The sequence below is a fragment of the Niallia oryzisoli genome, from assembly GCF_036670025.1.
Lineage (GTDB): Bacteria > Bacillota > Bacilli > Bacillales > Cytobacillaceae > Bacillus_BD > Bacillus_BD oryzisoli.
This window is the reverse complement of sequence record NZ_CP137640.1, coordinates 5,709,659-5,723,580: the sequence shown is the minus strand read 5'-3', so window position 1 is coordinate 5,723,580 and position 13,922 is coordinate 5,709,659. Positions and strand designations below refer to the sequence as shown.

The window sequence follows — 13,922 nt, the reverse complement described above, 5'->3', positions numbered from 1 at the left end:
TTATCGCATAGTTTCTATAGTTAATATATATTTTACGAATTGGAGTACGCTGAGTAGAATAATTAATAATTCTTCATTCTTTTCGGAGTATTCATTTAACTATAATGGGGGCTATGACGATGAAAGATATAAAAATAGAATTAACAACCTATAAAAAAGAGAAACCTGCTAGTGATAAGCTTGGTTTTGGACAATTTTTTACAGACCATATGTTGATTATAGATTATAAAAACGGAAAAGGTTGGCATGATCCACGCATTATCCCGTACCAACCGATTTCCTTGGACCCAGCGGCAAAGGTTTTCCATTACGGTCAAACGGTATTTGAGGGATTAAAGGCGTATGTAACAGTTGATAAAAGGGTGCTATTATTCCGTCCAGAAAGCAACTTCAAACGGTTGAATGCATCGAATGAACGTTTATGTATTCCTGCGATTAACGAGGAGTTTGCATTAGAAGGGCTAAAGCAGTTAATTACTGTGGACCGTGAATGGATTCCGACTGAACCAGGGACGTCCCTTTATATCCGTCCATTTATTATTGCAACAGATCCGTATTTAGGCGTGTCTTCTTCGAGGAGTTTCCAATTTATCATCATTATGTCCCCGGTAGGTTCTTACTACAAAGAAGGCATAAAGCCAGTAAAAATTCTAGTGGAGCAGAACTATGTACGTGCTGTTGCAGGGGGAACGGGTGCAGCGAAAACAGGCGGTAACTACGCCAGCAGCCTTAAAGGCCAGGAAATAGCGAGCGAGGATGGATATTCTCAAACGTTATGGTTAGACGGAGTAGAAAAGCGCTACGTGGAAGAGGTAGGCAGCATGAATATCTTCTTCAAAATGAACGGAACCGTCGTAACACCTGCGTTAAATGGCAGTATCTTGCCAGGGATTACGCGTGATTCCATGATTCAATTGTTAAAATCAAAAAATATTCCAATCGAAGAGCGTCGAATTTCAATTGACGAGGTTATAGAAGCCTATCATAACGGAACATTAGAAGAGGCATTTGGTACAGGAACAGCAGCAGTCATCTCGCCAATTGGTGAATTAAAATGGCAGGAAGAAAGAATCATCATTAATAATGGTGAAATTGGGGAAGTCACACAAATGCTTTATGACACCTTAACAGGCATTCAGAATGGCTCACTTGAAGATCCATTTAGTTGGACAATTAAACTATAAACTGGGTCGCGGTGCCTGTCCCTCGGTCCTTTTTTAGCATAATTGTTTTTCATTGGACAATACTAACCATTACTTGGAAGTTATGATGAAATGATAATGGGGTGAAAAGTCCGATGGAAAACAATGAATATGTAAAACTTACTTCAATAGAAATTGGTGCTTTGTGGAGTGCATATTTTTCAGAAACAATAACAAAGTGTATGTTTCTTCACTTTTTAGAAAACAACGTCGAGGACTCAGATATTGAATCACTTCTAGAGCATGGGTTAAACATTTGTAATAAACGTATCCCTAAAATTAAAGAATTGCTATCGAAAGAGAATTTTCCCATTCCTATAGGATTTACTGATGAAGATGTAAACTTAAAAGCTCCCCGACTTTTTTCTGATACTTTCTATCTGTATTACATTTGGTTTATGAGTAGTGTAGAATTACAAGTTCACTCCTTATCACTGTCATTATGTTCTAGATCTGATGTGAACGATTATTACAGAGAAGTATTAAATGGTTCTGCTGATACGGACACAAAAGCACGGGAATTAGCTTTACAAAAAGGATTATTCATTCGTGCACCCCATATTCCAATTCCCAAAAAAGTAGACTTTGTCAAAAAGAAAAGTTTCTTAACCGGATGGTTTGGAGAACGAAGACCGTTAAATGCACTAGAAATTACTCATTTATATAAAAATGCGATGACCAATACAATAGGCATTACATTAATGACAGGTTTCAGTCAAGTAGCCAAATCCAAGGAACTTCGTCAGTTATTCATTAGGGGAAAGGAGATTGCCGCTAAACATTCGAATGTATTTGCTGCTGTTTTAAAAGAGGAGGGCCTTTCATCCTTTGAATCTTCGGAAATATATGCAACCGATTCAACCACTCCTCCATTTTCTGACAAATTAATGTTATTTCATACTACGGCATTAAATGCATTAGGAATAGGTAACTATGGAGTCGCTGTTTCTGCTAGTTCAAGAAGAGATATAGGGACCCATTACACCCGTTTAATGGGAGAAATTGCTCTTTTTACAGAAGATGCAGCAAACCTAATGATTGAAAACGGCTGGATGGAACAACCCCCGCAAGCAGCGGATCGGGATCAATTGGTTAAATGATTTTGTGGGACGGGGGGACAGGCACCCCGACCCAGTATGGTTAAGGAAAAATGGGTCACGGTGCCTGTCCCCCTGGTCCGTTTAGAGAAAAATTTCCATAAATAATATCTCCAATGTTCCCCATCCTATAAGGGTAATAAAATATAATTGGAGGTAATTTTATGGCACAATTAAGAGATATCATGACATCGGATATTGTTACAGTTAACGAAACACAGACGGTACAGGAAGCTGCAGCGTTAATGAGCCAATATAATGTCGGGGCTATCCCTGTAGTAAATAACAGCAGACAAGTAGTGGGTATTATTACAGATCGTGATATTACCCTTCGTACAACAGCACAAGGAGAAAATGCACAAACACCTGTATCACAAGTCATGACTGCACAGCAAATCGTACAAGGTTCACCTGATATGGATGTTCATCAAGCAGCTGATTTGATGGCACAGCAGCAAATTCGCCGATTGCCGGTAGTTGAAAATGGACAAATAGTAGGAATGGTTGCTTTAGGTGATTTAGCAGTACAAAATCAATATGCAAACGAGGCAGAAGAGGCGCTACAAAGTATTTCAACGCCTTCAGCTCCTCAACAATAGTATGGAACGTTGGGGCAGTCGTAGTGACCCGGTATGGTTAGAAAAACTTGGACGAGGAATCTAATCTCTGAGGGTTGAAAGGACAGCTTCCCGACCTGAAATGAAAAATACAAATAAACGAGGAGAGTTCTGGAGAGCAGTTAATTTTTTTCAGAGCTCTCCTTATGTTGTTTCGATTGGGAGGAGGTGCCTGTGACACAAGAAAGACCCCCTAATATTGACAGGCTTTCGTTTAAAAGGCTCTCCCTTATCAGAAAAACCTCCTTATCCTGACAGATTTTCGTATTAAAAGCCTCTCCCTTGTCAGAAAGACCTCCTTATCCTGACAGACTTTCGTATTAAAAGCCTCTCTCTGTCAGAAAGACTCCCTTATCCTGACAGACTTTCGTTTAAAAGCTTCCCCTTGTCAGAAAGACCTCTCTATTCTAAGCTGCTACAGCAATTCTATTTTTTAAGAGATCTCACGAAAAAAAAATTTTAAGCTTTTTTTAAGGAAGATATCTTAACATAAACTTAGAGAAATCTTAAAATTACGCTCACTCTTTATATGATATACTTTCAGCAACTTATAGTAGAGCGTAATTTAATAGCTGTGGTTTTAATAACAATCCATAATTAAATTCTTTACGATTGATATCGGAAAACTATTCAAAATATTCAATGTAAAAAAATAAAGGGAAACCAATAGCAACAATATATTCTTGCATAATTTAAGTTTATTGGAGGGGCTTGTATGAAAAATGCTTGGATTGAAAAGGAAAAAGGTTATGTTTTTAAAACGGTAAGAGGGTTCATAGGAAAACTTCCTCAGCGGAAAACCGAAATTGGTACACTTCATGGAATAACAGAGTTTAAAGACATAAATAAAGCAGAAATATTCGAAGAAGAAAAAGGGCCGAGATTAGAAAATGCTAAAGCAGAATTTCAGAGATATATAGATAAAGTTAACAAGGTGTTAGAAGGTTTAGGTGAAGAGAAACTGAAACTAGAATTGATCTCCTTAGAATCATTGGAAAGCGGGAAAGGGCACCGCGATCCAGAATGGTTAAGATAAACTGGGTCGGGGTGCCTGTCCCCCTGGTTCTCCTCCCTGGTTCTATTACCAGACAGGAGTGATTGGTGTTTTGATTGTGTTGTGTGCTTCTAAAATTTCAGCTGCGTCAAATAGGGTATCTTCACGGAACCTTCTTCCTAGTAATTGGACACCGACTGGGAGTCCGTTTTCGACTGATGTTGGTACAGACATCGCTGGGAATCCGAGCATTGGTATGGCCATCATGGACCACTGGGCAGCCATAACAGATCGCATTCTTTCAACGCTTGCAATATCGGCATCCTGTTCAAACGCCTGCTCAGCCGATACTGGCATTAATAAAATTGGGTACTTGACTAAGAATTTCTGTAGTTCAGCGATCAGCGTGCCTCGACGTGCGTAGCCATTCATATATTGTGTTAAACCAGGCTGAGGTCCCCACCAATCTTTCGCCACTGCATAGTAATGCTCAGCTGCTTTTTTCATACCGTAATCCCCAACTTCCTCAACTAACGGCATGATTTGACGGAACTCTTCCATGCATAATAAATACCAGAGTTTATAGGCCTCTTCAAAAATAGGTACATCAACTTCTTCCACAATATAGCCAGCATCGCTTAACCTAGCGGCTGCTTCATTTAGTGCTTTATCTACCGCATCAACCGGCTTCGCAATATTTGCACCCTTTAGAAGACCTACCCGTATTGGTTTTTGAAGCGGCTCTCCAAGTAACGGGACAGATGCATGAATCGGGTCGCGAGGATCAAATGGAGCCATCGCTTGGAGCGCTAGCCGTAAATCCTCCACACTTCTTGCTAATGGACCTTGGGCAAGCATCGTCTGTACGGACAATGGTTGATCCTGATCTACGGCTCCATACCAGCTTGGGACTCGTCCCATCGTTGGACGCAGGCCGAAGATTCCTGTTGCATATGCGGGATGACGGATGGAACCGCCGATATCATTCCCATGCGCAATCGGCATCATACCTGACGCAACAGCAGATGCCGCACCGCCGCTTGAACCTCCAGGGGTCCGCGATGGATCCCAAGGATTTAATGTAAGCCCGTGTACATCGTTATTCGTAAACCAACGATACGAGAAAGCAGGTGAATTATTTCTGCCGACAAAAATCGCTCCTGCCTTACGTAAGTTCGCTACATGTGGTCCATCTTCGGCAGCTATGTTATCTTTGAAAGCTGCAACCCCGTTTGTAGTCGCTTTGCCTATTTGATCACTATTTATTTTAATGGACATTGGTACTCCATGGAGCGGCCCCAGTTCTTCTCCGGCTGCAACTGCTTGGTCAGCACGATCAGCAGCGAATAGAGCTTCTTCAGCAAACACTTCGCCAAGAGCGTTTAATTTCGGATTCACTTCTTCGATTCTGTCTAATGAACTTTGAACGATTTCTCGTGATGAAACCTTTCTTGATTTGACAGCTCTTACCATTTCGGCAGCTGTCCATTGCCAAAGCTCACGTTTCTGTTCTTTTTCTCTTTCAATACTCGGAAAAATAGGTCTTTCACTCATGTTCATTCCTCCTCTTAATCACTAAACTATAAATAATTATCAAAATATTTAAAATTTTGATGAATTAATGCTATTCTATTAAAAAAAAGACTGTTAGTATATGACTAGAATAAGTGATTTTTAGGTGAAAAAGGTACTAAGATAAGTACCGCCAATGACCCAAAATGAAAAAAGAGGTGGATGGACATGACAGCTATGCATATGAATCTATCTTCAATTGATTATGAAAGGATCACAAGATTAATCCATACATTATCCATGAATTTTAAGAAAGGATCGTATGAATTACAGCATCTGCTATCGGAGTACTTTGGATATCATTCGTCAATTTTTTGGAAGGTGGACCAGAATGGAAACCTATCAAACCCAATTAATCACCGTATTAGTGATGATTTTGTAGAGAATTATGTTGGTTTTTTTCAAAATCAAGATTATCTACATCCTAAAAAGCAGTTACATCTATTTCCAAAAGAAATTGCTTTACGATTGGAGGATGTAACCCAGTTGAAGGATTATGAAGCTTCAGATTATTATAAGGAGTTTATGAAAAAACATAAATACTATCATGAAATGGTGATTACATTTCACTCACGTAATCAATTTAATGGGGTCCTTGGTATAGCAAAATCGAAGTCACAAGGCGCATTCTCCGAGAAGGACCGGACGATTTTCCGGACACTGGCACCAATTATATCAAATCTATTACATTTAGAAACTGAATATGAAGAACAGCGCAAAGAGAAAGAAATGCTCGAGGCCTTTGCTGATAACAATCATACGGGTCTGATTTTACTCGATCAACATTATCAAGTAATCTATATGAACAAGTCAGCATTAAGAATGTCTAAAGAAGCTTCTATTGATAAAGATCTTGATCGTTTTATTGAAAGCCTTTTCTTTAGATCTGCTAATCGCCATGCAGGGTCTATGAAAATGCATCTGCATGACTATCGGATTAAGGTCATTACCCATCACGAACCATTTTTAGCAAAAGAAAGCTGTTATGCGGTAATCATAGAAGAAGATAAACCAAACATGTTGCTCGAAGAGAACCAATTAACAAAGCGGGAACAGGAAATTTGCTCTTACTTAAAAAAGGGATGGACTTATAAACAGATTTCCGAAAAATTATATATCAGTGTCCATACCGTTAATAAGCATATCAAAAATATTTATCAAAAACTCGGCATCAACAGCCGGGCAGCATTACAAGCTGGTACGCAGGGACAGGTCCGTTGACCCACAGATATAGGGGGACAGTTCAAGTGATGATCATTTAGCCGGTTTTGATGTTTCATAGTGAAACGCAGGACCAATCCCCATTTGAATTGAACATTCGTTAGCAGATTCATCAGCAACAATTTACCATTGAATGTAAAGCGAATTTGCAGTAATATAATCACATAAGCTACGTTGTTCGTATTTATAATTAAGTTTTAACCTTATAAGCTGTAATAGGGAGTTTTAATTGAAACAGGAATGACAAGTCTCTGTCTATATGACAAGGAGAACATGCAGAAATGTTTCTGCGAACACCCACTTTTAGGAGTGGTGGTTTAAAACTTTCTTATATTAAGAAATACGGCAAAGGTGGCTTTACATAATTAAGCAGATCAGTTCCTTATGGAGCTGTTTTTTTTTTGCCTAAAAAGTTATACTGCAAACAAACTCAACCAATACCTCCAAAATCTTCGCCTTTTTTCTTCTGCCATAAATCATGTGTTTCCTGAATATCACTCAATAAATTAGGAGAATAGCATTTCATTTTGCAAACAAGGCTTTTCTGGGAGTGAAAGGATAACTTAAGTGGGTCGCGGTGCCTGTCCCTGCTACCCCTTTTTATGATGTTCCTATTTGGAAAATCGTGGCTTGATGGAAACGTGAGAACCGTCCCCAGACCATAATAGAAATCACCTGGATGGAGTTGATGTTTCGTATCAAAACTCCAGAGCTGACCTTTCATCTCAATAAAAAAATATTAAAAAAAGATAAACTTTTATTGATAAACGATAAAACGCATGCTAAAATCAAATCGTAAATAAATAGGAGAGGTGCTTTTTATGAAAAAAGGATCAACTTTATTTTTAAAGATAGCTGTTATCTTTATTGGCCTTCCGGTTCTTGCTTTGTGCATATTCTTGTTGCCATACATAGCGAATGTCGCCATTGAAGAAGCCAAAAAGGGAGCAGAGTTGGCTTATGTGGTATTTGGCCTTTTATTTATTATGTATGTATCGGCAATACCGTTTTACTTTGCGTTGTTTCAAGCATTTAAACTTTTAAGTTATATCGACAAGAATCAAGCTTTCTCGGACCTATCTGTAATCGCTCTAAAGAAAATTAAAAACTGTGCCATTGCCATTAGTGGCATGTATGTGGTAGCACTGCCATTGGTTTACATCATAGCAGAGTGGGATGATGCACCGGGCCTCTTCCTAATCGGAATGGTCATTATTGGTGCTTCATTGGTTATCGCAGTCTTTGCTGCTGTTCTGCAAAGGCTTTTAAAAGAAGCGATAGATATAAAATCAGAAAATGATTTAACGGTCTGAGGTGATACTAATGGCGATAATAATCAATATCGATGTGATGCTGGCCAAACGAAAAATGAGTGTAACAGAACTTTCGGAGAGGGTAGGAATCACAATGGCGAACCTTTCTATATTGAAAAATGGAAAGGCAAAAGCAATTCGATTTTCAACTTTAGAGGCGATTTGTAAGGCTTTAGAATGCCAACCCGGAGATATTCTAGAATACAAAAGCGAAAAAGATCCTCCAGAATCATAAATAAAGCGTGTGTTACCACCTGCTTCACATTTCAATAAATTAATAGATTAATCAACTAGATTTACGTATTTTCATCAAAAAACTTGGGGGCAAAAACATGAGGGCACTAGTACAGCTCGTTCGTTTTGGTTGGGAGCAGGCCCTATCCTGTTTGTTTCCAGTCGTTATTTTTGCCTCTTTAGCTTTTACACAAATTATCCCATTTCCCTTCCTTCCACGTTATGACTGGCTGCTCATTATCTGCCTTCTGATGCAGTGGTGGATGGTACGTTATGGCCTTGAAACACAGGATGAACTAAAGGTTATTACATTGTTCCACCTTATTGGGCTTACCCTTGAACTTTTCAAGGTACATATGGGCTCATGGTCTTATCCAGAGGAAGGATATTGCAAAATATTTGGGGTACCTTTGTATAGCGGATTCATGTATGCGAGTGTGGCGAGTTATCTTTGCCAGGCGTGGAGAAGGCTTAAGGTTGAATTAATTAAGTGGCCGCCGTTTTTGGCAGTTGTACCTCTTGCAGCTGCGATTTATTTGAATTTTTTCACTCACCATTATTGGATGGATATTCGATGGTGGTTATCTGGACTTGTCATGATCGTCTTTTGGCAATCATGGGTCACATACGAAGTTAATGGAATCCGTTACCGTATGCCGCTAGTCCTTTCTTTTGTACTTATTGGATTTTTTATCTGGATAGCTGAGAATATCGCAACGTTCTTTGGGGCTTGGGAATATCCAAACCAAACGGATGCATGGAGTCTCGTTCATCTAGGAAAGGTGAGTTCATGGCTCTTATTAGTAATTGTTAGTTTTCTTATCGTTGCAACGTTAAAGCAGGTTAAGGGAAAAGTTCCAAGATGGTAGATGCACTCAATTAGAGTAATTAGTAAGATGAACAACATGTCGGGAGGGTAGACCATGTCAATGAAAATTCCTTTTTTCAATTATAAACAATCGAAAGAATCCTTCGGTTATATGGAGGATAATATACCGGACCATATTGCCATCATTATGGACGGAAACGGACGCTGGGCCAGGAAGCGTGGCATGCCTAGAGTTGCTGGTCATAAAGAAGGGGTATCAACAGTTGTAAAAATCGTCAAGGCTGCAGTCAAATGTAAGGTGAAGATTCTGACACTTTATACGTTTTCAACTGAAAACTGGAAACGTCCAAAGCCTGAGGTCGACCTTATATTGAGGCTTCCCAAGGAGTTTCTACAAATTTACCTGCCAGAGTTGATATCAAATAATGTACGTATTGAGGCAATTGGTGATATGCAGAAACTTCCAGCTCATACACGTGAGGCGGTACAATATGCCATTGAGCGTACCCGCGACAATGACGGACTTCAACTAAATTTTGCGCTTAACTATGGAAGCAGGCACGAGATTCTATACGCTATAAAAGAAATGTTTGCTGATCTTAACGAGGCAAAATTATCACTGGATGAACTGGACGAACAGCAGTTTTCAAAATACCTGTATACAGCTGGTATGACAGAACCTGACCTGCTTATTCGTACCGGCGGGGAAAAACGCCTAAGTAATTTCTTGCTCTGGCAGCTGGCCTACACTGAATTCTGGTTTACCGATGTACTGTGGCCGGATTTCTCCGAGAAAGAATTTCTACAGGCGCTTGATGAATACAGGCAACGAAAAAGAAGGTATGGAGGCATATAGATTTCCGTTCTGTCGAAAAGGAGTAATCTGTAAAAATTGGTTCGCTATGGTTCCAGTACGTTGTGAGGTTTCAGGAGTTGCATCATGTGCTTGTTTTTATTTGATGTATTTATTTAGAGTCGATATGGAAAAATTACATTCGGAATGTATAAATGGTAACAGGTTAGCTGACTAAGAATCGTGAATTTATAATAATCATCATAATAATTTATTATATTTATATATCAATTGCTGGCGCTCCCCGAAAAAGCCTATTTCCAAACAAAACACTTGATAGGGGACAAAGGCACCGCATCCTATAGTATAGGAAAAAAAACAATGATATAAAGGAGAGTTCTGCAGAAATTTAACTTTCTTACAGAACTCTCCTTTATTTGTTTCAATTGGGTCAAGGTGCCTGTCCCTCCGACCCTCTCTTATAGCAGCATTCCCCCAAGCAGGACAATTACCGGAAGTGAAACAAGAACAATCAAATTTGATAACAGGGTATGCATAACCCCGTAATTTTCATCTGCATTATATAGTGCCAGTATGACCGAGGCTACGGTAACTGCTGGCATGGCCATTTCAATGAGTAGAACTTGTTCTACGTCTGCTGCAATAGGTAATAGAGTCAGGGCTAAAATTCCGATTACCGGAAAAACAATTAACTTAAACGATACAGGTATAGCAACCAATTTTGCTGGGACTGTTCTTTTCTCTTTAATGATCGTCATCACTAACATCCCTATGTAGATCATCGCTAATGGGCTTGCCACTGCGCCTAAGGAAGATGTGACATCCTTAACGAAAGAACCTGGATCAATTCTGAAGAAGGTAAAAATCATTCCAATAGTTACAGCAATATTTGGTGCAGTAATCATAGACTTGAAATTTTTTACTGTCACTTTTGTTTTTCCTTGAACAAACAGAGTGCCAATCGTCCACAGCGTTAATGACATCCCTGCATCGAAAACAGCTGCATACACAGCCCCTTTCGCTCCGAACAGAGAAGCACATAAAGGAATACCGATTGGCCCGGAGTTGCCGAATGTTGATAAAAAGGCCGTTTCACGAGCCTTTAGTGCTTCCAATCCAATCGATTTGGAGAATGCCCAGCCTGCAAAAAGCGCTAAAATATTAAAGCAAAGCGAGAAAATGAAAATAATAACGATCTGATGCAATAAACTATTATCAATTTCAACCTTAAAAAATCCGCTTAGAATAATGGCAGGCAGTGCGATATTTATAATGACAAAGATTAAGAATCCCTTTACATCTTTTGTCAATGCAATTTTAGTTGCAAGCCACATCCCAATTCCGATCAGTACGGCCAACTTTAGAACAGTAAATATTAAAATTGAATAATCCATATCCCTTCGATCTCCTTTTCTCCAAGCTGCAATTTTTGAACTTAATATTATATTAATAAAGTAATATTCGAGATAATTCTATCTACTCCCTTTCAAATATTCTAGAAAATTTCAAGTTGTATAAAACAAAATAACATAATTTTTAAAAATGTGTTAATAATTTGTATTCTCCTTTTGATGATGGTGCCTGTAACCATCTAAGTAAATATAAAAACTAAAATTATTCCGTATAGAGTAAATTGAATCTTATATATGGAATTAGAAAACGCTATCATAAAACCGTGTTAGAAATAGTATTTGGAATATATGAATTATTCAAAATATATTTTTTTGCTATTCAATGGGGATTGAATTCATTAGGGAGGAATGTAAGCTATGTCAATTGAATTAAGTGTTGTTGCACCACATGTACCAAGTATTTGCCACAAGGATCACATTCCAGACTTCCAACAAGATTTGGTTGCTGGATTGAAAGTAGTATCAGAAGAGATCGTAGAAGTGAATCCTGATGTGATTGTATTAATTTCTTGTCACTGGCCATCAACGTTTAATCATTATGTCGATTGCACGCCAGTCCATAAAGGCTATCTGACAGCCATGGAAATTCCGGAAGTCATTAAAGATGTTCCGTACCATTACCCTGGAGATGAAGAGTTAGGTCAGCTGCTAGTTCAAGCAGGGCAGGCTGCGGGTATTCCAGTTATTGAATTGAATGATCATCATTATGTTTGGGACTATGGAACCTTAGTGCCATTGCGTCACCTTGTTCCAAATGAAGATATACCAGTTGTTAACATGTGTGTTACGTTAACTGCCAGTCTTGAAGAAACCTATAAATGGGGACAGGCCATTGCTGAAGTGTTAAGGGCGTCTGACAAAAGGTGCGTCTTTGTAGCAAGCGGTGCCTTCTCACATAGCCTTGTACGCGGAAGACATAATAAACCAACCCATTCAGAACATGCCATGGATAAAAAGTTTCTCGAATTATTGATGAATAAAGAGTATCAAGCTGCCTATGAAATGCTTCCGCAATATGCTAGTGCGGCTAAGGTGGAATCAGGGGGCCGCCATTTAGCGATGCTTTTGGGAATCATTGATCAAGAATGTAATGCTGCCTAATATGGTAGTGGACAATCTTCCGGCAGCTGGAATCCGGTTATTACTTTTACGAAAAAGAAGGTAAGCAACACCAAACAAATTGCAGAGGAAGTATTTGCCTAAACATTTGGTTTTCAAACTGCTTAAGAGTCCGCTCCTTCTTAAGCAGTTTTTTTATTTCAAAATGCAATGCAACTATGTTAAACCCCTAACTAAAATGAAAAATATGCATAAAACATTATATTTGTTCCGCATAGAGTAAAGATCGTCTTGTATATAGAATCAATAAAAATTTATTATTAATACTAGGATTGAAAAATTAGCAATATTCCCACTTATATAAAATAATACATCTACTAGTCATAAGAAGGAGTGACCTGAGCGTGCATGATTTTCACACTCATTTTATCCCAAGCGAAGTACTGAACTGGCTTGAGGAGAATAAAACCACAGTCAATGCAGAATGGATTAAGAAAGATCCGAGTAAAGAGGATTTTCTTTTTATCAATGGTAAATGGGGATTCGAGTTAAAACAACCGTTTATCAACTATGATCTCTATATGAAGGAGCAAGAAAGTATCGGTGTTTCACACTCAATGATTTCACCGATTCCGCAGCTGTTTTTGTATGATTTCCCTAAAGAAATCACAACAGAGATGTCCAGAGTCTATAATCATTCCCTTTCTCAGTTAACGAAACAGACTCCAGATAAATTATCTGCCGTAGGAACGGTTCCGCTTGCACATCCAAATAAAGCTGCTGAGGTTTTACAAGAAGCGATGAATCTCGGATTAAAGGGAGCGATTATTGGACCTGGAATTGAGCAGCATATGCTGTCAGATGACTTCTTTAAGCCGTTTTTTGAAGAAGCCAATCGATTGAAGGCGATTCTTTTCGTTCATCCGTTATTGTGTGAAGACCCCCGCCTAAAGAGAAGAATGATGCCGAACCTGGTTGGTGTCCCTTGGGAAACAACGGTTTGTGCGACGGATATTTTGCTGAGCGGAATGATTGATCAATACCCGGATGTAAAAATCTTATTTGCACATGGCGGAGGATTCCTGCCGTATCAAATTGGCCGATTGGATAAAGGGTATGAGCAATGGAAGCTGGTTTCTTCCAATCTTCAGGCACCACCTTCCGAATACTTAAAACGCTTCTGGTATGACACCGTACTTTGGAATGAAAACAGCCTTGATAACCTTGTCAAAGCAGTTGGTGAAGACCGCGTCGTTGGAGGATCAGATTATCCATTTGATTTATGTGTATGGCCTCCAAAAGAAGTAAGTGAAAAAGGCGCTCAATCTTTACTAGAGTACGCCGTTAAATAGTAGAAGCAGGCAGCCGTTATTTGAACAGACGGTGCCTGACACGTTCCAGTTAATATACTTGCGGAGATTTCTTTTTTTCAGTGCCTTGAATTCCCCAACTCAAATATGCACCCTCCAAAGAATCTATTCTCCGCAAGTTTTTTTTATACAACAAAAATAAAAAGCTGTTTGAGAGACCGTCCGCCTCTAAAAACAGCTTTTTTTAT

Annotated in this window: 13 protein-coding genes; 11 read left to right on the top strand and 2 right to left on the bottom strand. The window is 39.0% G+C overall.

Going from position 1 to position 13,922, the window contains the following annotated elements; genetic code table 11:
* Positions 1-113 precede the first annotated feature (113 nt).
* The 4 genes from R4Z09_RS28440 to R4Z09_RS28425 all read left to right on the top strand — a co-directional run bounded on the left by R4Z09_RS28440 (position 114) and on the right by R4Z09_RS28425 (position 3,952).
* The gene (locus tag R4Z09_RS28440; protein ID WP_338450022.1) at positions 114-1,184 is read left to right on the top strand and encodes a branched-chain amino acid aminotransferase; all 1,071 of its coding nucleotides are present in this window, start codon (positions 114-116) and stop codon (positions 1,182-1,184) included.
* Between the two features lie 113 nt (positions 1,185-1,297).
* Positions 1,298-2,302 carry a DUF3231 family protein gene (locus tag R4Z09_RS28435; RefSeq protein WP_338450021.1) on the top strand — a complete coding sequence of 335 codons (1,005 nt, stop codon included), beginning with the start codon at positions 1,298-1,300 and terminating at the stop codon, positions 2,300-2,302.
* A 161-nt stretch (positions 2,303-2,463) separates the two neighbouring features.
* Complete coding sequence (locus tag R4Z09_RS28430) at positions 2,464-2,898, top strand: CBS domain-containing protein (protein ID WP_338450020.1); 435 nt, start codon at positions 2,464-2,466, stop codon at positions 2,896-2,898.
* A gap of 733 nt (positions 2,899-3,631) precedes the next feature.
* The gene (locus R4Z09_RS28425; protein ID WP_338450019.1) at positions 3,632-3,952 is read left to right on the top strand and encodes a hypothetical protein; all 321 of its coding nucleotides are present in this window, start codon (positions 3,632-3,634) and stop codon (positions 3,950-3,952) included.
* 45 nt (positions 3,953-3,997) lie between these two features.
* Here R4Z09_RS28425 and R4Z09_RS28420 read toward each other — a convergent pair whose 3' ends face one another.
* Complete coding sequence (locus tag R4Z09_RS28420; RefSeq protein WP_338450018.1) at positions 3,998-5,464, bottom strand: amidase family protein; 1,467 nt, start codon at positions 5,462-5,464, stop codon at positions 3,998-4,000.
* A 186-nt stretch (positions 5,465-5,650) separates the two neighbouring features.
* On the opposite strand from R4Z09_RS28420, the gene R4Z09_RS28415 reads away from it, so the two are divergent.
* The 5 genes from R4Z09_RS28415 (at position 5,651) to R4Z09_RS28390 (ending at position 9,935) form a co-directional block, all read left to right on the top strand.
* Positions 5,651-6,703, top strand: a complete 1,053-nt coding sequence (locus R4Z09_RS28415) for a helix-turn-helix transcriptional regulator (protein WP_338450017.1) — start codon at positions 5,651-5,653, stop codon at positions 6,701-6,703.
* Between the two features lie 821 nt (positions 6,704-7,524).
* A complete protein-coding gene (locus tag R4Z09_RS28405; protein WP_338450016.1) occupies positions 7,525-8,016 on the top strand; it encodes a DUF2975 domain-containing protein in 492 nt (163 codons plus the stop codon).
* Between the two features lie 10 nt (positions 8,017-8,026).
* A complete protein-coding gene (locus R4Z09_RS28400; RefSeq protein WP_338450015.1) occupies positions 8,027-8,251 on the top strand; it encodes a helix-turn-helix transcriptional regulator in 225 nt (74 codons plus the stop codon).
* A gap of 97 nt (positions 8,252-8,348) precedes the next feature.
* The gene (locus R4Z09_RS28395) at positions 8,349-9,119 is read left to right on the top strand and encodes a DUF817 domain-containing protein (RefSeq protein WP_338450014.1); all 771 of its coding nucleotides are present in this window, start codon (positions 8,349-8,351) and stop codon (positions 9,117-9,119) included.
* Positions 9,120-9,173: 54 nt separating this feature from the next.
* A complete protein-coding gene (locus R4Z09_RS28390; RefSeq protein WP_338450013.1) occupies positions 9,174-9,935 on the top strand; it encodes an isoprenyl transferase in 762 nt (253 codons plus the stop codon).
* Between the two features lie 416 nt (positions 9,936-10,351).
* Here the strand turns inward: R4Z09_RS28390 and R4Z09_RS28385 are convergent, their stop codons facing one another.
* The gene (locus R4Z09_RS28385) at positions 10,352-11,287 is read right to left on the bottom strand and encodes an AEC family transporter (RefSeq protein ID WP_338450012.1); all 936 of its coding nucleotides are present in this window, start codon (positions 11,285-11,287) and stop codon (positions 10,352-10,354) included.
* A gap of 375 nt (positions 11,288-11,662) precedes the next feature.
* Here R4Z09_RS28385 and R4Z09_RS28380 point away from each other — a divergent pair, with 375 nt between their 5' ends.
* A complete protein-coding gene (locus tag R4Z09_RS28380; protein WP_338450011.1) occupies positions 11,663-12,406 on the top strand; it encodes an extradiol ring-cleavage dioxygenase in 744 nt (247 codons plus the stop codon).
* Between the two features lie 362 nt (positions 12,407-12,768).
* On the top strand, positions 12,769-13,716 hold the full coding sequence (locus tag R4Z09_RS28375; protein WP_338450010.1) for an amidohydrolase family protein: 948 nt from the start codon (positions 12,769-12,771) through the stop codon (positions 13,714-13,716).
* Positions 13,717-13,922: the final 206 nt, after the last annotated feature.

Bases quoted from the DNA above. Each gene is read 5' to 3' on its own strand.
- R4Z09_RS28385 (WP_338450012.1), bottom strand. From the start codon at position 11,287: ATGGATTATTCAATTTTAATATTTACTGTTCTAAAGTTGGCCGTACTG.
- R4Z09_RS28400 (WP_338450015.1), top strand. From the start codon at position 8,027: ATGGCGATAATAATCAATATCGATGTGATGCTGGCCAAACGAAAAATG.
- R4Z09_RS28435 (WP_338450021.1), top strand. From the start codon at position 1,298: ATGGAAAACAATGAATATGTAAAACTTACTTCAATAGAAATTGGTGCT.
- R4Z09_RS28440 (WP_338450022.1), top strand. From the start codon at position 114: ATGACGATGAAAGATATAAAAATAGAATTAACAACCTATAAAAAAGAG.
- R4Z09_RS28420 (WP_338450018.1), bottom strand. From the start codon at position 5,464: ATGAGTGAAAGACCTATTTTTCCGAGTATTGAAAGAGAAAAAGAACAG.
- R4Z09_RS28395 (WP_338450014.1), top strand. From the start codon at position 8,349: ATGAGGGCACTAGTACAGCTCGTTCGTTTTGGTTGGGAGCAGGCCCTA.
- R4Z09_RS28425 (WP_338450019.1), top strand. From the start codon at position 3,632: ATGAAAAATGCTTGGATTGAAAAGGAAAAAGGTTATGTTTTTAAAACG.
- R4Z09_RS28415 (WP_338450017.1), top strand. From the start codon at position 5,651: ATGACAGCTATGCATATGAATCTATCTTCAATTGATTATGAAAGGATC.
- R4Z09_RS28405 (WP_338450016.1), top strand. From the start codon at position 7,525: ATGAAAAAAGGATCAACTTTATTTTTAAAGATAGCTGTTATCTTTATT.
- R4Z09_RS28380 (WP_338450011.1), top strand. From the start codon at position 11,663: ATGTCAATTGAATTAAGTGTTGTTGCACCACATGTACCAAGTATTTGC.
- R4Z09_RS28390 (WP_338450013.1), top strand. From the start codon at position 9,174: ATGTCAATGAAAATTCCTTTTTTCAATTATAAACAATCGAAAGAATCC.
- R4Z09_RS28430 (WP_338450020.1), top strand. From the start codon at position 2,464: ATGGCACAATTAAGAGATATCATGACATCGGATATTGTTACAGTTAAC.